This is a genomic window from Ralstonia sp. A12, from assembly GCF_000801955.1.
In the GTDB taxonomy this organism is placed as follows: domain Bacteria; phylum Pseudomonadota; class Gammaproteobacteria; order Burkholderiales; family Burkholderiaceae; genus Ralstonia.
Genome location: NZ_JSZO01000002.1, coordinates 179,169 through 199,224, shown reverse-complemented (window position 1 = coordinate 199,224; position 20,056 = coordinate 179,169). Strand labels below are relative to the sequence as shown.

The 20,056-nt window shown below is 65.2% G+C and carries 18 protein-coding genes; 7 read left to right on the top strand and 11 right to left on the bottom strand.

What is annotated here, in order from left to right; all coding sequences use genetic code 11:
• The first annotated feature begins 20 nt into the window (after positions 1-20).
• Positions 21-1,340, top strand: a complete 1,320-nt coding sequence (locus PI87_RS05265) for a 2-hydroxycarboxylate transporter family protein (RefSeq protein WP_039596636.1) — start codon at positions 21-23, stop codon at positions 1,338-1,340.
• On the opposite strand, the gene PI87_RS05260 is transcribed toward PI87_RS05265, so the two are convergent.
• Positions 1,324-2,427 carry an alpha/beta hydrolase gene (locus PI87_RS05260; RefSeq protein ID WP_157003081.1) on the bottom strand — a complete coding sequence of 368 codons (1,104 nt, stop codon included), beginning with the start codon at positions 2,425-2,427 and terminating at the stop codon, positions 1,324-1,326. The genes PI87_RS05265 and PI87_RS05260 overlap by 17 nt on opposite strands.
• 117 nt (positions 2,428-2,544) lie before the next feature.
• Between PI87_RS05260 and PI87_RS05255 the strand changes: the two genes are divergently transcribed.
• Complete coding sequence (locus tag PI87_RS05255; RefSeq protein WP_039596634.1) at positions 2,545-3,546, top strand: AraC family transcriptional regulator; 1,002 nt, start codon at positions 2,545-2,547, stop codon at positions 3,544-3,546.
• Between the two features lie 56 nt (positions 3,547-3,602).
• On the opposite strand, the gene PI87_RS05250 is transcribed toward PI87_RS05255, so the two are convergent.
• From PI87_RS05250 to PI87_RS05235, 4 genes are all read right to left on the bottom strand, one after another.
• Positions 3,603-5,075: a DegQ family serine endoprotease gene (locus PI87_RS05250; protein ID WP_039596633.1), complete on the bottom strand. Its 1,473-nt coding sequence runs from the start codon at positions 5,073-5,075 to the stop codon at positions 3,603-3,605.
• 151 nt (positions 5,076-5,226) lie between these two features.
• Positions 5,227-6,543, bottom strand: coding sequence for a sensor histidine kinase (locus PI87_RS05245; RefSeq protein WP_039596632.1), 1,317 nt, complete (start codon positions 6,541-6,543; stop codon positions 5,227-5,229).
• A gap of 3 nt (positions 6,544-6,546) precedes the next feature.
• On the bottom strand, positions 6,547-7,293 hold the full coding sequence (locus PI87_RS05240; RefSeq protein ID WP_039596631.1) for a response regulator transcription factor: 747 nt from the start codon (positions 7,291-7,293) through the stop codon (positions 6,547-6,549).
• Between the two features lie 104 nt (positions 7,294-7,397).
• Complete coding sequence (locus tag PI87_RS05235) at positions 7,398-9,131, bottom strand: S53 family peptidase (RefSeq protein WP_052321406.1); 1,734 nt, start codon at positions 9,129-9,131, stop codon at positions 7,398-7,400.
• A gap of 204 nt (positions 9,132-9,335) precedes the next feature.
• Between PI87_RS05235 and PI87_RS05230 the strand changes: the two genes are divergently transcribed.
• Entirely contained in the window at positions 9,336-10,205 is an 870-nt protein-coding gene (locus PI87_RS05230) for a MurR/RpiR family transcriptional regulator (RefSeq protein WP_052321405.1), read from the top strand.
• Here PI87_RS05230 and PI87_RS05225 read toward each other — a convergent pair.
• The 4 genes from PI87_RS05225 to zwf all read right to left on the bottom strand — a co-directional run bounded on the left by PI87_RS05225 (position 10,190) and on the right by zwf (position 13,882).
• Positions 10,190-10,558, bottom strand: coding sequence for a CzcE family metal-binding protein (locus PI87_RS05225; protein WP_052321404.1), 369 nt, complete (start codon positions 10,556-10,558; stop codon positions 10,190-10,192). The two genes, PI87_RS05230 and PI87_RS05225, sit on opposite strands and share 16 nt — an antisense overlap.
• A 114-nt stretch (positions 10,559-10,672) precedes the next feature.
• Positions 10,673-11,728 carry a glucokinase gene (locus PI87_RS05220; RefSeq protein WP_039596629.1) on the bottom strand — a complete coding sequence of 352 codons (1,056 nt, stop codon included), beginning with the start codon at positions 11,726-11,728 and terminating at the stop codon, positions 10,673-10,675.
• Complete coding sequence (pgl, locus tag PI87_RS05215) at positions 11,709-12,413, bottom strand: 6-phosphogluconolactonase (protein WP_039596628.1); 705 nt, start codon at positions 12,411-12,413, stop codon at positions 11,709-11,711. Before pgl ends, PI87_RS05220 begins: the two co-directional genes overlap by 20 nt.
• On the bottom strand, positions 12,413-13,882 hold the full coding sequence (zwf, locus tag PI87_RS05210) for a glucose-6-phosphate dehydrogenase (RefSeq protein WP_039596627.1): 1,470 nt from the start codon (positions 13,880-13,882) through the stop codon (positions 12,413-12,415). The genes pgl and zwf overlap by 1 nt, the downstream gene beginning before the upstream one ends.
• A 373-nt stretch (positions 13,883-14,255) precedes the next feature.
• Here zwf and edd point away from each other — a divergent pair, with 373 nt between their 5' ends.
• Positions 14,256-16,085: a phosphogluconate dehydratase gene (gene edd / locus PI87_RS05205; RefSeq protein WP_039596626.1), complete on the top strand. Its 1,830-nt coding sequence runs from the start codon at positions 14,256-14,258 to the stop codon at positions 16,083-16,085.
• Positions 16,086-16,151: 66 nt separating this feature from the next.
• On the opposite strand, the gene PI87_RS05200 is transcribed toward edd, so the two are convergent.
• Both PI87_RS05200 and PI87_RS05195 read right to left on the bottom strand, forming a co-directional pair.
• Positions 16,152-16,850 carry a YceH family protein gene (locus PI87_RS05200; RefSeq protein WP_039596625.1) on the bottom strand — a complete coding sequence of 233 codons (699 nt, stop codon included), beginning with the start codon at positions 16,848-16,850 and terminating at the stop codon, positions 16,152-16,154.
• Positions 16,851-16,975: 125 nt separating this feature from the next.
• Entirely contained in the window at positions 16,976-17,431 is a 456-nt protein-coding gene (locus tag PI87_RS05195) for a universal stress protein (protein ID WP_039596624.1), read from the bottom strand.
• Between the two features lie 133 nt (positions 17,432-17,564).
• Between PI87_RS05195 and PI87_RS05190 the strand changes: the two genes are divergently transcribed.
• The 3 genes from PI87_RS05190 to PI87_RS05180 all read left to right on the top strand — a co-directional run bounded on the left by PI87_RS05190 (position 17,565) and on the right by PI87_RS05180 (position 20,049).
• Entirely contained in the window at positions 17,565-18,041 is a 477-nt protein-coding gene (locus PI87_RS05190) for a DUF3293 domain-containing protein (protein ID WP_039596623.1), read from the top strand.
• Positions 18,042-18,141: 100 nt separating this feature from the next.
• Complete coding sequence (locus PI87_RS05185) at positions 18,142-18,654, top strand: hypothetical protein (protein ID WP_039596622.1); 513 nt, start codon at positions 18,142-18,144, stop codon at positions 18,652-18,654.
• 234 nt (positions 18,655-18,888) lie between these two features.
• Entirely contained in the window at positions 18,889-20,049 is a 1,161-nt protein-coding gene (locus PI87_RS05180) for a cytochrome c oxidase subunit II (RefSeq protein WP_039596621.1), read from the top strand.
• Positions 20,050-20,056 lie beyond the last annotated feature (7 nt).

Genomic DNA, 20,056 nt, shown 5'->3' with positions numbered 1-20,056 from the left:
CGTCCAACCAGGAGACAACCATGGAAGCATCCATCCAGGTGCAGACCGCGCGTGCCAGCCTATGGCGCACGCTCGTCGACTACAAGATCGGGCCGCTGCCGCTTCCCGTGTATGTGACGATCGCCGTCATCACCGTATTGGCGGCGCTCAACAAGAAACTGCCCAATGACATGATCGGCGGCTTTGCGGTGCTGATGCTGCTCGGCTTCCTGCTGGGCGAGATCGGCGCCCGATTGCCTGTCTTCAAGCACATTGGCGGCGCGGCCATCCTGTGCCTGTTCGTACCGTCAGCGCTGGTCGGCTACAAAGCGATCGACCCCGAGATGCTAAAGGCCATCACCACCACCATGAAGACGGCCAACCTGCAGTATCTGTACATCGCCTGTCTGGTGGCCGGCAGCATCCTAGGCATGAGCCACCGGGTGCTGGTGCAGGGGTTCGCGCGCATGTTCATCCCGCTGCTGGTGGGCACGCTGGCGGCCATCGCGGCGGGTATCACGGTCGGGCTGTTCTTCGGCTATGACCCAAAGCACACGTTCTTCTTCATCGTCATTCCCATCGTGGGGGGCGGCATTGGTGAGGGCATCCTGCCGCTGTCGATCGGCTATTCGGAAATCCTGGGCCGGCCGCAGGCAGAGCTGATCGCCATGCTGGTGCCGGCCGCGCTGCTCGGCAACGTGGTCGCCATCCTGGCAAGCGGTGTGCTCAAGACACTGGGCGAGAGGCGACCGCACCTCAGCGGCAATGGCGATCTGGTCAAATCCGGCAACGATGCCGACCTGCTCAGCAACAGCCACACCGACGTGCCCATCAACCTGAGCCTCATGGGCGCCGGCCTGATGATCAGTTGCGCGTTCTTCATCTTCGGGGCGCTGCTCTCGCAGTTCACAGGCATTCCGGGGCCGATCCTGATGATCATCAGCGCGGCGCTGCTGAAGGTGTCCAAGGTGCTGCCGCAAAAGATGGAACTGGGCGCCTACCAGATGTACCGGTTCGTCTCGACCAACCTGACCTTCGCCATCTTGGTCGGCCTGGGCGCGCTGTTCGTGTCGTGGAAGGAGCTGGTGGCGGCCTTCACGCCGGGCTACTTCGCAATCTGCGCGGCCACGGTGCTGGCGCTCGTCGGCTCGGGCTTCTTCGTCGGCAAATGGCTGGGGATGTATCCAGTGGAATCGGGCATCGTTACCGCGTGCCACAGCGGGCTTGGTGGCACGGGTGATGTGGCCATTCTGTCGGCGTCCAACCGCATGGGCTTGATGCCGTTCGCGCAGATTTCAACGCGCATCGGCGGAGCCGCGATGATTGTTTGCGCGACGCTTCTGCTCAAGGTGCTGCACTGACCTGCGCCGACTCCAGACCCACGCTTGCACGGTAGAACGCATCGATGGCCTCCACCATCTGCGACAGCCCTGGTTGCTCAAGCGGATAGTGCCCCGCGTTCTCCAGCATGACGACCTTCACCGGCACCTTCTGGATGCGGTTGAGGAACGGCTCGCTCAGGTGCAAGGGGGTCCATCGGTCCGCAGCCGGTTGGGTCAGCAGGATCGGGCAGACGTCGAAATCCTCCGGCTCCGTCACCGGCTGATAGGACATATAGCTGCTGAGAAAGGCCATCGTCATCGCATTGCCTGCGGAGCGCTTGTCAGACAGCCAGACCTTCAGGGCGGCATCGTTGTTGACCAGCGCAGACATCTGGCTGGCCAGCGTCATCGGCATACGCATGACCTTCAACGGCGTCCTGGCGGAGAGGTTCAACAACGGGCCGCCCACGCGGCTCATGAACCGGTTAAGGGCGGTCTCGTCGCGCACCTGCTGCAGGCGCTGGTCAAGAAAGGTCATGCCGACGATGCCCTTCACCTTCTTGTTCAGTGCCGCCACGTGGTACGTGAGCATGCCACCTGCGCTCAGCCCGTACAGGACGATCGGGCGGTCATCCTTTGCCAGTTCGGCGTCGATCAGGTCACTGCCGGCGCGCACCCAATCGTCATAGCGGACCAGCGCACCCTTGGCCACTTCCGTCATGCCGTACTCCGGCATGTCCACGGCAATCGTCTCGTAGCCGCGCCGCGCCAGCGGCTCGCCCAGGATCATCGACATCTGCCGCCCGTTCGTACCCACACCGTGGAACAGGATGATCTTCACCTTCGCCCGCGGGTTGCGATACGTATCGAGATGCAGGCGGTGGCCATTCCAGCTCCACCATTCTTCCTGTGGTTGTTGCCCCGCGCTCCACTGGAACTCGGGCGGAAGGAATTGCTGCATCTCGCGCCAGACAGGCTGGTCTGCATAGGTCTTGGGCATGGCGGGTGTCTCAGGTGGGTTAGGCGGATAGGCTTCTTCGGCATGAATGGGCGCGATCAATGCGCTCGACAGCCCAAGGGCGAGCAATAGCGCTCGCACTCGGCTAACAAGAGGGGCGGGGTTCATGGTGACGTTGCGGTGCGCGTTGCGATGCCCCATCTTGGTCGGACACGTCAACGCGGTCGATGTTGGGGCGGGCCAACCGCTTTAGAATCTGGGCCAACCCCCATGGCGAGGTACCCCATGAATGTCTGGAACGTTGCACGCAGTCCGGCTTCCGTTTTGCTCATGCTCGAGTACGGTCGCGGCCGCAAGATCGCGCCGGCGGCCTTGCTCAAAGGCTCGCAGCTCACCCAGAAGCAACTCGCTGATCCCGACTTCACGGTGCTGGCTGCACAGGAACTGACGGTCGCGTCCAACCTGCGCAAGCTGACCCGGCACGAAGCTGGCCTGGGCCTGAAGGTCGGCTTGTCCTACCACCTCTCGGCGTATGGGCTGCTGGGCTATGGATTGCTGAGCAGCGCGACGGGCATGATGGCCATGTCACTCGCGCGCCGCTATCTGGCGCTGACGTTCACCTATGTTGGGATGACGCATCGCCGCGCAGGGCGGCACGACGTGATCACCTTCGCGCCGTCACCCGAACTGCCGGCAGATCTGCAGCGCTTCTTCGTTGAGCGGGCCATGGGCGCCACGTGCCGTGTCACGCGCGACGTGATCGGCGGCGAATTCGCACTCGCCGCGTTTGACCTGGCTTACGCCGAGGAACCTGGTGGAAAGAACAACGTGCTTGGCGCCAAAGTCCGGTACAACCAGCGCGCCAACACGCTCACTTTCGAGCATGCCTTCCTTGAGCAACCATTGCCGCAGGCAAATGCCGTTACGGCGGCGATGTGCGAGCGCATGTGTGCAGAGCTGCTTGCGCGCCGGCGCACTCGCCTGGACATGGTGTCCTTCCTGCAGGAATACCTGACCACGCACACGTTCGATGGCCCGCCGCAGTTGAAGGACATCGCCACCCTGCTCAACACCAGCGAGCGCACGCTCAAGCGCAGGCTGCAGGAAGAAGGCGCCAGCTTCCGGGACATCTCGAACACCGTGCGCAAGGCAAAGGCCCAGGCGTTGATTGCGGAGGGGCGCCTGTCCATGAAGGAGATTGCCCAGGTACTGGGGTTCAGCGATCTGTCATCGTTCTCGCAGGCCTATAAGCGATGGACAGGGGTGGCGCCGAGTCTTGCGCGGTAAACAAGAATGGCCGGCCCCAAAGGACCGGCCATCTGCGACACAGGCCTCAACCCGCGTCAGCCGAGATCAAGCGGCACAAAGATCTTCGTGTCATCCCGCTGCACCAGCAGCGCGACATGCTTGCCGGCGCGATCCACCAGTGTGCGCAGCTCCTGCGCCGACGACACCGGCGTACCGTTGAGCGACAGGATCACGTCACCCGGCTGGATGCCGACCTTGGCCGCGGGGCCGGTCGCATCCATCACCACCAGCCCACCTGGCAGGCCGCTCTGACGCTTCTCTTCCGGTTGCAGCGGACGCACCGCCAAGCCCAGGCGGCCTTGGTCGGGGGCCGCCTTTGCGTTGGACGCCACCTTCGCATCCTTGGATGCACCCACGGTGACCGACAGCGTGGTCGGCTTGCCCTGGCGAATGATCTGCATCGGCACCGTCGTGCCCGGCTTGATCTCGGCCACCTGTTCCGGCAGGTCGCCCGAGTGGTCGATGCGCGCGCCGTTGATCTGCAGGATCACGTCACCGGCCTGCAGGCCCGCCTTGGCGGCGGGGCCGTCCTTCTCGACCGAGTTGACCAGTGCGCCTTCGGGCTTGGGCAGCTTGAAGGAATCGGCCAACGACTGGTCGACCTCCTGCACCGCAATGCCCAGACGGCCGCGTGTGACCTTGCCGGTGGACACGAGCTGCTGCTCCACCTTCATCGCCACATCAATCGGGATGGCAAACGACAGGCCCTGGTAGCCGCCGGTCTGGCTGTAGATCTGCGAGTTGATGCCGATCACCTCGCCGCGCACATTGAACAGCGGGCCGCCCGAGTTGCCGGGGTTCACGGCCACATCGGTCTGGATGAAGGGCACATACGTATCGTCCGGCAGTGAGCGCGACTTGGCGCTCACAATGCCCGCCGTGACGGTGTTATCGAAACCATACGGCGAGCCGATGGCCGCCACCGGCTCACCCACCTTGGTGTTGGCCGGGTTGCCGATCTGTACCACGGGCAGGTTGTTGGCCGAGATACGCAGCACAGCCACATCGGATTGCTTGTCCACGCCCAGCACCTTGGCCTTGAACTCGCGGCGATCGGTCAGCTTGACGTTGACTTCCTGCGCGCCATCCACCACGTGGGCGTTGGTCAGGATCAGCCCGTCAGCCGAGACGATGAAGCCCGAGCCAAGCCCACGCACGATCTGGTCGCCGCGCTGCTGCGGCGCCTGCGGCATGAAACGCTTGAAGAACTCGGCAAACGGATCGTCCGGGCTCATGCCGGGCGGCAAGCCTTGCATGCTGGTGCGTTGCGCATGCGCGGTGGTGCTGATGTTGACCACGGCGGGGCCATAACGCTCGACGATGCCGGAGAAGTCCATCGGCGCGGCCACGGCCATCGGCGCATTGACTGCAGCCTGCGCAGCCACGGGCGCCAAGGGGGCCGCCACCGCGTGCGAGATCATGTCTTTCTGCAGATAGGCATAACCGCCTGCAACGGCCATCACGGCGGCCAGGCCAGCTGCGCTGCGTGTCAGGGTTTGACGCGTCATTGTCGTGTCCTCTCTTGCTTGGAACGTGGGCCACGACTGACAAGGTCGCCTGTCGTGCCCATCGGTTGCAAACATCGTAGGCACGCAGACTTAACCAAGACTTAAATGCTTGGGCGTCACATGCAACAAAGTATTTCTGTGGAGGTGACGACTATGCGGCAGCCTTGAATGGAAAGCGCAGCACCACGCGCAAACCGCCGCCTTCACGCTCCTCCAGCGCCAGCGTGGCGTCGTGCCCCTGTGCAATCTCGCGCACGATCGCCAAGCCCAGGCCGCTGCCGCCGGTCGGTGCCTGCGCGGGGCGATAGAAGCGGTCGAGCACGCGTTCGCGCTCTTCGGCAGGAATGCCGGGGCCGTTGTCTTCCACCACGAGTTGCGCGCCACCGTCAGGTGCATGGCTGGTCGATACATCCACCCGCGCGCCGCGCGGGCAGTAGTTGAGCGCGTTGTCGACGAGATTGACCAACAGCACGCGCAGCGCATCGCCGTTGCCGGTGACAGACGCGGGCTGCGACTCCATGGCGACGCCGAGGTCAATGCCCTTGTGCATGGCCGCCGGTGACAGCTCGGCCACCACATCGGCCGCCACTGCATCGAGCGCAACCGGCGCGCGCTGTGTATCCGCCGCGCCCGGCTCCTGCCGCGCGAGCGTCAGGAGTTGGCCAACCAGCCGAATCATCCGTTCCACGCCGCGATGCAGATCGGCATGCGCGGCGCGGCGTTCGTCCTCATCCTGCGCGCGGTCGGCCACCTGCAACTGCAGCTTGAGTGCGGCCAGCGGCGTGCGCAACGCATGCGCCGCATCGGCAACAAAGGCACGCTGATGTGCGAGTGCAGCGCCAAGACGGGCCAGCAGATCGTTCAACGCTGTGGTGAGCGGGCGAATTTCATCCGGCAACCCCTGCGTGGGTAGCGGCGACAACGCTGCAGCGTCGCGCGCCTGTACCTGCTTGGCGACCGAGCCCAGCGGCGCCAACCCGCGCCCCACCGCCAGCCACACGATCCAACCCAGCAGCGGCAGCAGGATCAGCAACGGCGCCACCGTGCGCAGCGCCATGCGGGCGGCTACCTCGTGCCGCGCGCTATACGGCTGGGCGATCTGCACGACCGCCGGCCCATAGGCCACGCTGTAGACGCGCCACGGCCCTTCTGGCGTGCGCACATCGGAGAAGCCCAGTGCCGCGCGCGCGGGCAGGTCAGGACGCGCGTGCGAAAGATAGAGGCTGCGGCCGGTATCGTCCCAGATGCGGATCACCACATCGTCGTCCCCGGCAATGGCGGCCAGCGCAGGCGGTGGCGGGTCAATCCACTGGCTTGGCAACGCGGCGGCCACCTGCTGCATCTGGTAGTCGAACAGCGCGTTGGCTTCCTGGCGCGCCTGGGTGTAGATCAGGCCGGTCGCCACGACGATGGCCGCCAGCAGGCCGCCAGCCAGCCACCAGAGCAGGGTTTTTCGAATCGATTGCATGCGCTATTGGTGGTCTTTGCTGTCGGCAGGTTCCGCAGGCGACGCGGGCGTCTCGCGCGGGATCACATACCCCACGCCACGGATGTTCTGGATGAAGTGGCTGCCCAGCTTCTTGCGCAACGCGTGGATGTAGACCTCCACCGTGTTGCTGCCGACCTCCTCATCCCAGCCGTAGAGGTTGTCCTGCAATTGCGCGATCGACCACACCTTGCCCGGCCGCGCGAGCAGCGCATGCAGCACAGCAAACTCGCGCCCCGACAGCTTGACCGGCAAGCCTGCGCGCAGCACCTCGCGCGTGACGGGGTTGAGCAACACCTCCCCATGGCGCATGAGCGGGTCAGCACGACCGCCCTGGCGGCGCAGCAGCGCATGCATGCGCGCGGCCAATTCCTGCAGATCGAACGGCTTGACGAGGTAGTCGTCCGCCCCCGCATTCAGGCCGGCCACGCGGTCGGCCACCGCATCGCGCGCAGTCAGGATCAGGATGGGGATGGCGATGCCGCGCTGGCGCACTTCGCGCACCACCTCCAGCCCGTCGCGCTTGGGCAGGCCGAGGTCAAGCAGCATCAGGTCGAACATGGAGGTGCCGGCGGGTTGGGCACCATCGGCGCCGGCCGCACCGGGGGCGATGACCGCCTGCACGGCGGCTTCACCGTCGCGCACCCAATCGATGGCGAAACCGTCGTGGCGCAAACCCTTGCGCACGCTGTCGCCAATCATGTCGTCGTCTTCTACGAGGAGCACGCGCATGACAAATCAAAAATGAGCCGGGGAAGGCTCATTGTAGAACCGCCGGGTGGGCGATGGGGGCAGCTCACGCTTTCCGTGAAGCTGCCCGCAACATCACCGCCGCATCAGAACCCGCCCGACTGGATGAGCTGGTTCAGCGCGCCGATGTTCAGGCTGCCCCAACCCGTCGGGTAATCCCAGCCCTGGGCGGCGTTGTAGCCGTAGCCCTGATAGCCGTTGTTGCCCGACACCACGTCGTACCGCAACAGCGAGGCGTTGGCCGGAATGGCGCTGTACAGCCGCGCCGCCGGGAAGCCCAGGTTGCCATTGGCCGCCAGCAACCGTGCCCAGAAGCCCACGAAGATCGGCGACGACAGGCTGGTGCCGCCAATCTGCTGCAGTTGCCCGTAGTTGTAGATGTAGGCGCCGGTGCTTTGCGCGGCATCGAACGAGACATCGGGCAACAGGCGTGCATTGCCGCCCTGCCAGCTCGGTGCCGGCAGGATCTGGCTGACACCGCCGCCCGTGGCCCACAGCTTGCCGTTGCCGTCCAGGCCTTCGTTCCACACCGTCTCGCTGGCGAAGCTCGAACCGCTGGTGTAGAGCGTCGTACCACCAATGGCCAGCACGTGCGGCGACGATGCCGGCCACGACACGCTGTAGTTGCCGCCATCCGGGTAGCCGCGGTTGTTGCACTCGTAGACGCCCTCGTCACCGGAGGAGACGGAGAAGGTCTGCCCCTGCGCGGCGGCCGTGGTGAAGATGGCCTCTTCGGCGTTGAGCGTGCCGTCGGCGTTGGCGTCGTTCTCGCACCAGCCGAGCGACACGTTGACGATCTTGGCCGTGTTGTCCGACACCGCCTTGTTGAAGGCCTTGGTCAGGCCCGTGTTACCGGGCGCATTCAGGTCAGCCATGTAGAAGGCCAGCTTGCCGACTGCACCGCCGGCCGCGCCCACGATGGATTGGCTGTCGAGGTTCCACTCGCCCTGGCCGTCCTGATCATCGGTGTAGTTGCCGCTGGTGCCGTTGGTCTTGATGGTTTGCGTGGCAACGGTGGCGTAGCCATTGCTGCTGGTGAAGGTGCGCAGGTCGCGCAGCGTTTGCGACACGCCACCAATGGTGATGATGCCGATGGTGGTGCCGCTGGCCGTCGGCACACCGGTGGCGCCGTACAGGGCCGGGAACTCCTTCGGATAGTGGCCCGTGGCCGTGCCGGCGGCCAGCGTACGCGCCTCCGCTACATCCCCCACGCGCAGCAGCGGGCGCGCACGCGTCACGTTCTGCAGCCCCAGCACAGAACCGACGATGCCGCCCAGCGCACGCGGCACCTGCGCGCGGCCGCTGTTGGCAAAGCCACTGCGGCCGGCAAACTGGTAGTGCACCAGCGGCGTGTTGAATGCCGTCTTGACCGTGCCCGCCGTACCGCGTGCCGACACCAGCAGCCGGTTGGGCGCGACTTCGATGTCGATGAAACCGTTCTGGCGCAGATAGTTCACCACGGCATCCACCTGCGCCTGGGTGGGCGCGTGGTCCGCCAGGAACTGCGTGCTCGTGAGGTACTTGCGGTAGTGCGGGCTGCGCGGGTCGTTCACGTCGTGCGCGAGCGCCTTGAGCTTGGCCTCGTTGCGCGGCGTGAGGCTGATCAGCACGTCGGTGGTCTGGCCGGGGGCGACCTCGTTGGCGGCACCGCGCGCCATGAGTTGCGGGCCCGTGACGAAGGCCTTGGTGTGGGTGTCGACCCAGTCGGTGGCTGCATGGATGGACCCGGAGGCCCCAGCCGCCAGCACCAGCGGCCATGCGCGGGCCAGGTGACGGCACAAGGAGGAGAGGTGCTGCATGGGGGTGGCAGTACTGAGCATCGGATGTCCTTTTGAGGAGTACGACGTTGTCGAACCACGGCGCTTGTGGCGCTGTGGGCGTCGTTCACCGTATCCACCGTCCGGCCCCTGCAACAGTGCAAAAACATACAGTTGCGGGCGGAGGCATCGACACCTAAGCAAGCGGTTGCGCAAGGCTGCACAAGCCTTTATCGTGACGCGATCGACCACCGGACACCCGCGCAGATGAGCGCCCAGACAAGCGCCCCACAGGCCACGCCCCCCGCTCCCGCCAATGCTTCAACCGACCTGCGCGAACGCATCCGCACCGCGCGTGCATCGCTGTCGCCAGCGGAGCGTCAGGTGGCGGACTGGGTACTGCGCCAGCCAGGCACGGTGCTGAGCCTGCCCGTGGCCGCCATTGCACGCGAGGCCGGCGTGAGCCAGCCGACCGTGATCCGCTTCTGTCGCTCGATGGGCTGCCACGGCCTGTCGGACTTCAAGCTGCGGCTGGCGCAAGGCAACCTCGGCAACGTTGCGCATGACGGCGCACGCGGTGCCGCGCCTGAACGCGCCGCACCGCCACCGGGCACGCGCGTGCTGCAGAACACCATCGACGCACTCGCCGCCTTACAAGACCGGCTCGACGCACACGTGCTGGAAGCCGCCGTTGCACTGGTCGATACCGCACACCGCATCGACCTCTACGGCTTCGGCAGCTCCGGCGTGGTGGCCGCCGATGCGCAAACCAAGTTCTTCCGCTACGGCATTCCCGCCAATGCGTACAGCGATCCGTATCTCGTGTCGATGTCGTTGAACGTGCTGCAGGCTGGCGATGTGGTGATCGCCATTTCCAAGTCGGGCGCGCTGCCTGAATTGCAGACGGCAGTGGAGCGCGTGCGCGAACTGGGCGTGCACGTGATTGCCGTGACGGCGCCCGACAGCGCACTGGCTGCGCTGGCCGATGTGGTGCTGCCAGCCGACGTGGACGATGCCGTGGCTGACCGCTCCATGGTGGCCCGATTGCTGCACCTGGCGCTGCTCGACGCGCTGGTGCTGGAAGTGGCGCTGCGCAAGGGCAACGCTATTCCGCAAGACCGTCAGCTGCCTGAGTAGATCGGGCTGCGTTCAATCAGCACGCGCACATCGCCGGGCAGTTGGGGAATCAGCTCATTCAATGCCACATTGCCGGCACTGCTGCGCGGGGTGAAATGCCATGCGGCAGACTGGCCGCCAATACGGAAGACCACCGTCTCGCCGGAAATCACGTGGATCAACTTCTGGCCGCGCAATTCGATCACGCGGGTGGCGGCCTTCGCGTCGGCAGGTGTGCCGAACAGGTGAGCATAGGCGCCCGGCAAGGCCGCTTCCTGCACGGTCATCTGCGTCACGGCATGCGCCGGTCCGGCACCGAAAAATGCCGCAAGCGACAACGCCGCGGGCAATACATAAGAAGCAGAGAAGGTCATCGCAGACTCCTGTCGTCGTGTAAGAGACAGGGTCAGCGTAGAAGGCGGCCCCCAACGCGAACGTGGCGCGCAGATGACAAACGCTTCATCCGCCGCACCGACTTCCAGGCGCGATCAGTGCCCTTGCGCCACCGCGTGGTCCATCGCCGCGCACAGGCCGATGAGCGCAGGGTACGGCGAGCGGATCACATACACCGGCATCGACGCCACGTAGGCCGAGAAGCGGCCCTTGTCTTCAAAGCGCCGGCGGAACGGCGAGTTGGCGAAGGTCGGCCCCAGACGCGGCACGATGCCGCCACCGATGTACACGCCGCCGCGCGCGCCCACCGTCACCGCCAGGTTGGCCGCGATGGTGCCCAGGAACGCGCAGAACGTGTCAACCGCATAGCGGCAGCGCGCGTGATCACCAACGTTGTCTTCCATCTCGCCGAGCGCGATGGCGGTGATGTCAGCCGCACGGCGCACGGCAGGGCCTTGCTGCCAGAGGTCGAAGCACGCGCCCAGCGCTTCGTAGATCAGCTCCAGCCCCATGCCCGAGATCAGTCGCTCCGCCGACACGTGGCCGAAGCGGTCGCGCGCGAAATTCCAGATGGCGACTTCCTCGTCGTTCATGGGCGGAAAGGCAACGTGACCGCCCTCACCCGCCACGGCGACGAAGCGACCGTCCGGCGTGGGCAGCAATGACGCTACGCCCAAGCCCGTGCCGGCGCCCAGCAGCGCGCGCGGCGCATCGGTCAGGCTGGCACCACCGCCCACCTGCTCCAGCTCATCCGCCGGCAGGTACGGCAGCGCGTGCGCCAGCGCGGCAAAATCGTTGAGCACGACAAAGGTGTCGAAACCCAGTGACTGCCGCATCGCTTCAATGGAAAACGCCCAGTCGCGGTTGGTCATGCGGATCTGGTCGCCCAGCACCGGGTTGGCGATGCCGATGGCCGCGTGGCGTACACCGGCCGCCGCAATCTCGCGCGGCAACGCGGCAAGGTAGGCGCGCATGGCCGCTTCGAGCGAGGGGTAGTCATCACCGGCCAGCACGCCGATATGGGCGAGGCGCATGGGCGCCATCTCGAGCGCGAAGCGCACGTTGGTGCCACCCACGTCGGCCACCAGGCGCGGGTAGGCCGTGACGTCGGCCGCGGTGCCTGCGCTCACTTCATGCAGTCCAATAGACATCGAGCGGTACCTCCCGCTGATGAATGACGTAGCTCACCGGCAGCGCGTGTTGTGCCACGCCCTGCGCCGCCTGATCGAACACCGTGCGCTTGACTGGCCCCGTGATCGACAGGAACAGCCGCCGCGCCGCACACAACGCCGACAGGTTCAGGCTGATGCGCCGATGCGGCGCCGTACCGGGGCGCACCGGCAGATATGCAGGCGCGTGCTTGCGATCGATGCCGTCGCCCAGTTCTGCCGCATCGGGAAACAATGAAGCCGTGTGCCCATCGTCGCCCATACCGAGGATCACTACGTCGGGTTGCTGAAACGGATCGTTGGCGGTCGCCACACACGCATCCACATCCACCGACTCGCCGTGCACATGCGGTGACAGCACCAACGGAAAGAAACGCGCCACCGCCGCCGCATCCTGCAGCAAGTGCTCACGCACGAGGCGCGCGTTGCTGTCGGCATGCGCGGGCGGCACGGCGCGCTCGTCGACCAGCGTGATCGATACATTGGCCCAGCGCAGTGGCAGCACACGCAGCGCGGCAAACAAGGCGATGGGCGAGCGGCCACCGGATACAGCCAGGCAAGCGCTGCCCTGCTCGTCGATCACGCGCGCAAGCGCGCCGGCAATGGCTTCTGCCAAGCGCGCGACCTGCGTTTGCGCGTCAGCCACGGCATGCCATTGCATCGTCATCACATCTCCTCGTGCCAGGCGGCGGTATCGCGCGAGAGCAACGCGCTCGACGCGGCCGGGCCCCAGCTACCTGCGGTATAGCCCTTGGGCGGCGTACGCGCTTCGTTCCACGCTTCGATAATCGGTTCGACCCAGCGCCACGCCTCGGCTTGTTCATCGCGGCGCACAAACAGGCCCAGCTTGCCGTTGACTGCGTCCATCAGCAGACGCTCATACGCGCCGGCATGGCGCACACCGCCGTGGTTGGTGAAGTCCAGGTCCAGCGTGGAAGGCTGCAAGCCCAGCGCCGCGCCCGGCGTCTTGGTCAGGAACTGCAGACGGATGCTTTCTTCCGGCTGCAGGCGAATGACGAGACGGTTTTCCGGAAACTGGATCAGCGGCTTAGGAAACAGCGCGTGCGGCACGTCATGAAAGCGCACCACGATCTCGGCCAGCCGCTGCGGCATGCGCTTGCCGGTGCGCAGGTAGAACGGCACGCCGGCCCAGCGCCAGTTGGCGATCTCGGCCTTGATGGCAACAAACGTTTCGGTACGGCTGTCGGGCGGAATGCCCTGCTCGTGCAGATACCCCTGCACCGGCTGCCCGGCGATGGCGCCTTCCAGGTACTGGCCGCGCACGGTCTTCTCCGGCACTTCTTGCAGCGGGATCGGCTTGAGCGCCTTGAGGATCTTCAACTTCTCGTCACGGATGGCGTCCTGCGACAGGCTCGACGGCGGCTCCATGGCGACGATGCACAGCAGCTGCAGCAGGTGGTTCTGCACCATGTCGCGCAGCGCGCCGACACCGTCGTAGAAATCACCGCGCTTTTCCACGCCAAGCTGCTCGGCAATGGTGATCTGCACGTCCTTGATCCACTCACGGCGCCACAGCGGCTCGAACAGCGCGTTGCCGAAGCGGATCGCCATCAGGTTCTGGACAGACTCTTTCCCGAGGTAGTGGTCGATCCGGTAGATCTGCTCTTCGGCAAAGAACTCCGCCACGGCGGAGTTGATGCGCTCGTTCGACGCGAGATCGGTGCCGAGCGGTTTTTCCAGCACGAGCCGCACATTGGGTGTGTTCAAGCCCACGCGGGCGAGTTGCGCGCAGATGTCGATGAAGATGCCGGGAGCGGTGGCCAGATAGCACACGGTCACAGGCGCGCGGTCTTCACCCAGTGCGACGGCCAGCCCGTCGAAATGCTCGGGTTTGCGGGCATCGACCTGCTGGTAGACGATGCGCTTGGCAAACGACTCCCAGGCATCGTCCGAGACAGGCGCGCCGGAGTACAGGCGCATGGTCGGGCGCGTTTCGCGCTCAAGCAGGGCCAAATAGCCCCCTGTCTCCAGCGGCTGAGTGCCGATGGCGAAGATCCGCCCACGCGGGTGGAGTTCGCCGCCCTGGTGCGCATCGAACAAGGCCGGAATCAGCTTGCGGCGGGCCAGATCGCCCGTACCGCCAAACAACACCATGTCGAATGCGGGCACCGACATCGTCTTCTCCTGTGTGTGAGCCATCGATTAGGCTAGCCTAGAAGACCTACGAAAAAGCGCGCAGGAATCAGGTCGATTCATTGTGAGCGCGTTTTGTGGCGGCTAGCGGTACAACGTGCTTTTCTCGCCCATTCTGTAGTATTACTACATCACAGGCAAGACGTTGTTACGACTGTCCAGGCAACGTTTTCCGATCGACCGCCGAACGCCTGGAGTGGCGCACAGCCAGACCCGTGGCGCTTCTCCGGGCACGCAATTCGCGTGCTCAACCGCCAGGAAGCAACGGGCACCTGTGGAAAACCCTGCACCACGGCCGGCTCGTTTGTAGGAAAATTACAGTATTCCGCCCCGAGACCCCACCAGGAGAACCCGTATGGCCCTGCACCGCGTACTGGCCGACGTCACCCAGCGCATCATCGACCGCAGCCGCGGCCCCCGTCAGGCCTATCTGGACGTCACGCGCAAGAACATCGGCCGCAAGGTCGAGCGCTCGCTGCTGTCGTGCACGAACCTCGCCCACGGTTTTGCAGCCATGCCGGGCGAGGCGAAGATCCGCCTGAAGGCGCTGGAGCGGCCCAACATCGGCATCGTCTCGGCGTACAACGACATGCTGTCGGCGCATCAGCCGCTGGAGGCGTTTCCGGCGTGGATCAAGGAAACCGCACTGGAAGCCGGCGGCACCGCGCAATATGCCGGCGGCGTGCCGGCCATGTGCGATGGCGTGACGCAGGGGCAGGACGGCATGGAGCTGTCGCTGTTCTCGCGCGACACGATTGCGCTGTCGACCGCCGTGGCGCTGTCGCACCAGATGTTCGACGCCGCGCTGTACCTGGGCGTGTGCGACAAGATCGTGCCCGGCCTGGTGATCGGCGCGCTGTCGTTCGGCCATTTGCCGGCCATCTTCGTGCCCGCCGGCCCGATGACCACTGGCATGAGCAACGATGAGAAGGCCCAAACACGCCAGCGCTACGCCGAGGGCAAGCTCTCGCGCGCTGACCTGCTGGAAGCCGAATCCAAGTCGTACCACGGTGCCGGCACCTGCACGTTCTACGGCACGGCCAACTCCAACCAGATGCTGATGGAGGTCATGGGCCTGCATCTGCCGGGCACCGCTTTCATCAACCCGGGCACGCCGATGCGCGAAGCACTCACGCGTGAATCCGCCCGCCAGGTGCTCAAGCTCGTCTACGGCGGCGATCAGTTCACCCCCATTGCCGATGTGCTGGATGAACGTGCGTTCGTCAACGGCATCGTCGGCCTGCTGGCCACGGGCGGCTCGACCAACCACACGCTGCACCTGATCGCCATGGCACGCGCGGCGGGCATTCTGCTCACGTGGGACGACTTCAACGATCTGTCAGGCGTGATTCCACTGCTGGCGCGCGTGTACCCGAACGGCAAGGCCGACGTGAACGAATTCCAGGCGGCGGGCGGCTTGTCGATCGTGATTCGCGAGTTGATCGATGCCGGCCTGCTGCACGACGACGTGACGACGATCATGGGCCGCGGCCTGCGCCGTCATTCGCAAGAGCCGTTCCTGGAAGATCACAAGCTGGTGTGGCGCGACGGCGCCGCAGCCTCGCTCGACACCAACATCGTGCGCGGCGTGGCCGAACCGTTCTCGGCAGACGGCGGTCTGCGCGTGCTGGACGGCAACCTCGGGCGCTCGGTCATCAAGGTGTCGGCGGTCAAGCCGGAGCATCGCTTTGTGGAAGCGCCGGCGCGTGTCTTCCATGCCCAGGACGACCTGATCCACGCCTTCAAGGCCGGGGAACTGGAGCGCGACTTCATTGCCGTGCTGCCGTACCAGGGTCCGGCTGCCAACGGCATGCCCGAGCTGCACAAGCTCACGCCCACGCTGTCGGTGCTGCAGGAACGCGGCTTCAAGGTGGCACTGGTCACGGACGGCCGCATGTCGGGCGCATCGGGCAAGGTGCCTGCCGCCATCCACATCACGCCGGAAGCGCTCAACGGCGGGCCGCTGGCGCGTGTGCGCGATGGCGACATCGTCGTGCTGGATGCGGAAGCCGGCACGCTGCAAGTCCGTGTGCCGGAAGCGGAATGGAATGCCCGCCAAGTCACGACGCCAAACCTGGCGCACTACCACGCTGGCGTTGGGCGAGACCTGTTCTCGGGCTTCCGCCGCAATGTGTCGGCGGCGGAAGAAGGCGCCTGCACGTTGTTTGTGTCGGCGGGCGCGTGAACTGACGGCCTGTGTGCGGGCCCACAATGCCGGGCCTGTACACGCTTGAAGTCGGGCGCGTCGCGCTTACAGCGTCGACGTGTCGATCGAGATACCCAACTCCCCCGCCATCTGTTCGACCAGCGCCTGAAGCCGGGCGACCTTGTCGGCCAATCGCTTCTGCTCCGCTTTCAGCGCTTCGAATTCAGAAGGCGCGATGGCCTCGTCGGCGGTGCCGCTCTGCTGCATGTCGGTTGACGCGACTTCACCGCACAGCAGATGCATCCAACGGCTTTCACGCTCACCCGGGGTGCGCGGCAACTTCACGACGGTTGGTGGCTCGCTTTCCGCCATCTCATCCAGAAACGCTTCAACGGACGAGATGTCGGCAAAGGCGTGGAGCCGTGCGGCGTTCAGCCGCAGCTCCGCGGCGGTCTGCGGGCCGCGCAGCAGCAGCACGGTCAGCAACGCGATGGATTGGCTCGGCACACCCAGCACGCGATTCATGTTGTGCTCGAAGCGCGGCACGCGACTACTGCTGCCCTCCATGACCAGGCTTATCGATTTCAGTCCATCGATGGCCGTGAGGATCTCGGCTTCGGTCACGGTCATCACCGGCGCGCGTGCGGTTTTCTGATTGCAGCCGGCAACCAGCGCGTTGAGCGTCAGCGGGTAGGTGTCGGGCACCGTTTTCTGCTTCTCGACCAGGACGCTGAGCACGCGTCCTTCGAGCGGGGTCAGGGTGCGGATAGCGCGACGCTGCGGGGCGTCTGGAGTGACATTCATGGTGGGATGACGACGGAGGCGTTTGGAGCAAACTGGATCGCGCACCTCGCAGGCCGCGACCCTCATCCCAACATGATATCTGGCCGATGCCGCCGAGCCTCCGCCTGCACAACAACAACCGATGCTCAGCCCTTGGCGGGACCACGCACCAGCAACACCGGCATGGTGGCCTGGCGGATGAACTTCTCGGCCACGCTGCCCAGCATGACATGCGCCAGACCGCGGCGGCCGTGCGTGCCGATCACCACGGCGTCAGCGCCCCACTTGACGGCCTCGCGCTGCAGCGCGCCGGCCACGTCTTCGCCCACGCTTTCGGTTTCCACCAGCGCGGTCTCGTGCGTCAGGCCTTCCTTGGTCAGCGTGGCGCCGGTATCGGCCAGCAGTGCGGTGCCGGCCTGGATGAATGATTTGCGCAGCTCGCTCGGGTCGTAGTAGCCGACGTCGAACAGCATGGCCGGGCTGTCGACGATATACACAGCACGCACGGTGCTCTGGAAAGCCTTGGCCAAGCGCACAGCTTCGGTCAGGGCCAGTTTGCTGGTTTCGCTGCCATCCACGGCGACCAGGATTTTCTTGTACATGGTTGAAGCCTCGCAGGAGAGTGGTTGTAGATGATTGCTATGGCACGGCTTTGCCGGCACATGCGTATTCTGTGACATCCACGGCCCTTTTGCGTTGCGCCAAATCAGATGACTGTGACCAAGTGACACAACAATGCACCGGCATCCACCTGCTCCCACACCCGAGTTAATTGCGGCCTACCGCAGCGCACGGTATCGCGTCGAATCGCCGCAAGGCGACGTGCTGCTGCCCATCGATGCCGCCAACCCGAGCGTGGCCGCGCTGCTTGCACAAGCCGATGCACCGTGGGCCGTGTTCGTGACGGCGCACCAGCCGTTCTCGCACCCGGTCTCTGCAGAGGAGAACGCCGCGCGCCAGACCAAGCTGCTTGCCTGGGCCATCGCACGTGGCATGCCTTGGCTTGCGGGCGAGGGCGGCCCGCCTGAAGACACGCCCACGGGCATATCAAATGCGTGGGCACCGGAGCCCAGCCTGCTGCTCTTCGTCGACAGCGTTGACCCTTGGGCCATCGCCGACACCCTGATGCTGACCTTCGAGCAGAACGCGGTAGTGCTGTGTGATGCGCAGGGTTTTTGTAGCTTGCGTTGGCACCCGTATCTGCCAGACTGAGTTACGCAAAAGGGCACTTGTGCGAGTGGCGCTTTCGAGCACTGCGAGTGGCGCTTCCGATGCTTAAGTGCTGACGTAGATACATCAGCAGGAGGTCCGTATGGAACTGCATATGCAATCGCATCATTGGGAGCGCCGCATGCCTGACTGGATGGCCGCCGCCGTGTCGGGCATTGTGGGTGGCGCACTGGTCATCGTGCTGGAGTTCTTCTGGTCGACCATGGTGCTCAATGAAAGCCCGTGGCGCCCGACCCACAAGATCGCGGCCATGGTGATGGGCCAGGGGGCGCTTGAGCAGATGTCGCTGTTCAGCTTCGGCATCGTGGCAACCGCGCTGGTGCTGCACTTCGTGCTGGGCGCCATCATGGGGATGATTCTTGGGGCCATCATCGCTCCATTCCACTTTGACTCAAGCATGGGCATGCTTGCCGCCATTGGGGTGGCCTTCGGGATCGTGGCGTACGTGGTCAACTTCTACGGCATGACGGCTGTATTCCCATGGTTCGCCTCAGAGCGCGGGTCCGGGCCGTTGCTGGCGAACCTGCTATTTGGCGCGGTCACGGCTGTCACATACGGCATGCTGGAGCGGCGCGCCCAGGAAACGATGCACTGACGCGCCGTTTTTTTTCCTGCGGCGCCGCAAGACACCCGACGCCATCAGGAGACGGCCGCCTGCGGCAACACATGCCGGAGGCGGCCGTTTTGCATTGCATCGCAGCATGCAGAGCGTGCATCCGCGCTATCCGCATGCCGGGCGCGCGTCCTCCTTTCGTTGCCTTGCACGATCCGAGTGCGCGACCTAGCCTGTCCTTAGCGTGTGGAGGAAGATCCTCGGCGGGAGGTGCCCATGGCCCTTGCGATTGCGCTTGTGCTGATCGTCGTGCTGGCGGTGGGGTTTCACTTTGTCAGCCCGTGGTGGATCACACCGATCGCGTCCAACTGGGTCCGCATGGACGACACGCTGACGATCACCATCGTCATCACCGGCGCGCTGTTCATCGCCATCAATCTCTTCGTCGTCGCGGCGCTCCTGCGCTACCGCCACAGGGAAGGCAACCCCAACGGCCACCGTGCCACGTACGAGCCACACAACCGCCGCCTGGAATGGTGGCTGATCGGCATCACCTCCGTGGGCGTGGCGGCGATGCTGGCACCGGGCCTGTTTGTCTATGCCGATTACGTGCGCCCACCGGCCAACGCGTTGCAGATGGAAGTGCTGGGGCAGCAGTGGCAGTGGCGCTTCCGCTTTGCCGGCGCGGGCGGCAAGCTCGGCACGACCGACGTGCGCTACATCTCCGACGACAACCCGTTCGGCCTGAACCCCAACGACCCCAACGGACGCGACAACCACCTGATCGACGCCGCCGAGGTGCACCTGCCGCTGAACCGCCCGATCCAGGTGCTGGCGCGCTCGCGCGATGTGCTGCACGACTTCTATGTGCCGCCGTTCCGCGCGCGCATGAACATGGTGCCGGGCATGGTCACGACCTTCTGGTTCACCCCCACCAAGGCGGGCCGCTACGACATCCTGTGTGCGCAGCTCTGCGGCATCGGCCACTCCAACATGCGCGGCGTGGTGGTGGTGGAAGATGAAGCGTCGTTCGCGCGCTGGCTGGCGCAGCAACCCACGCTTGAGCAACACGAGCAAGCCAAGGTGCAAGCGGCATCCGCTACCGCCGGCGGCAGCGCGCAGGCGTTGGCAGAACAAGGCAAGGCGATCGCGCAGGCCAAGGGCTGCGTTGCCTGTCACACGATCAACGGCAGCCCTGGTGTTGGCCCCACGTGGAAGGGCCTGTACGGCTCCACCCAGACCATGGCCGACGGATCAACCGCGACGGCCGATGAAGCCTATCTGCGTGCTTTCATCCGCGACCCGAAAGCGCGCGTGGTGAAAGGCTTCGCACCGATCATGCCGAACTTCGATCTGAGCGAGCAGGAGTTGTCGGCGCTGGTGGCCTACATCAAGGCGCAAGGTGCCGACGCTGCAGCCACCGCCGCAAAACCGTAGCGAGGAG

Bases quoted from the DNA above. Each gene is read 5' to 3' on its own strand.
- PI87_RS05185 (WP_039596622.1), top strand. From the start codon at position 18,142: ATGGAACTGCATATGCAATCGCATCATTGGGAGCGCCGCATGCCTGAC.
- PI87_RS05195 (WP_039596624.1), bottom strand. From the start codon at position 17,431: ATGTACAAGAAAATCCTGGTCGCCGTGGATGGCAGCGAAACCAGCAAA.
- PI87_RS05225 (WP_052321404.1), bottom strand. From the start codon at position 10,558: ATGACCTTCTCTGCTTCTTATGTATTGCCCGCGGCGTTGTCGCTTGCG.
- PI87_RS05220 (WP_039596629.1), bottom strand. From the start codon at position 11,728: ATGTCTATTGGACTGCATGAAGTGAGCGCAGGCACCGCGGCCGACGTC.
- PI87_RS05255 (WP_039596634.1), top strand. From the start codon at position 2,545: ATGAATGTCTGGAACGTTGCACGCAGTCCGGCTTCCGTTTTGCTCATG.
- PI87_RS05260 (WP_157003081.1), bottom strand. From the start codon at position 2,427: ATGAACCCCGCCCCTCTTGTTAGCCGAGTGCGAGCGCTATTGCTCGCC.
- PI87_RS05235 (WP_052321406.1), bottom strand. From the start codon at position 9,131: ATGCTCAGTACTGCCACCCCCATGCAGCACCTCTCCTCCTTGTGCCGT.
- PI87_RS05245 (WP_039596632.1), bottom strand. From the start codon at position 6,543: ATGCAATCGATTCGAAAAACCCTGCTCTGGTGGCTGGCTGGCGGCCTG.
- PI87_RS05180 (WP_039596621.1), top strand. From the start codon at position 18,889: ATGGCCCTTGCGATTGCGCTTGTGCTGATCGTCGTGCTGGCGGTGGGG.
- PI87_RS05250 (WP_039596633.1), bottom strand. From the start codon at position 5,075: ATGACGCGTCAAACCCTGACACGCAGCGCAGCTGGCCTGGCCGCCGTG.
- zwf (WP_039596627.1), bottom strand. From the start codon at position 13,882: ATGTCGGTGCCCGCATTCGACATGGTGTTGTTTGGCGGTACGGGCGAT.
- PI87_RS05240 (WP_039596631.1), bottom strand. From the start codon at position 7,293: ATGCGCGTGCTCCTCGTAGAAGACGACGACATGATTGGCGACAGCGTG.
- PI87_RS05230 (WP_052321405.1), top strand. From the start codon at position 9,336: ATGAGCGCCCAGACAAGCGCCCCACAGGCCACGCCCCCCGCTCCCGCC.
- edd (WP_039596626.1), top strand. From the start codon at position 14,256: ATGGCCCTGCACCGCGTACTGGCCGACGTCACCCAGCGCATCATCGAC.
- PI87_RS05265 (WP_039596636.1), top strand. From the start codon at position 21: ATGGAAGCATCCATCCAGGTGCAGACCGCGCGTGCCAGCCTATGGCGC.
- PI87_RS05190 (WP_039596623.1), top strand. From the start codon at position 17,565: ATGCACCGGCATCCACCTGCTCCCACACCCGAGTTAATTGCGGCCTAC.
- PI87_RS05200 (WP_039596625.1), bottom strand. From the start codon at position 16,850: ATGAATGTCACTCCAGACGCCCCGCAGCGTCGCGCTATCCGCACCCTG.
- pgl (WP_039596628.1), bottom strand. From the start codon at position 12,413: ATGACGATGCAATGGCATGCCGTGGCTGACGCGCAAACGCAGGTCGCG.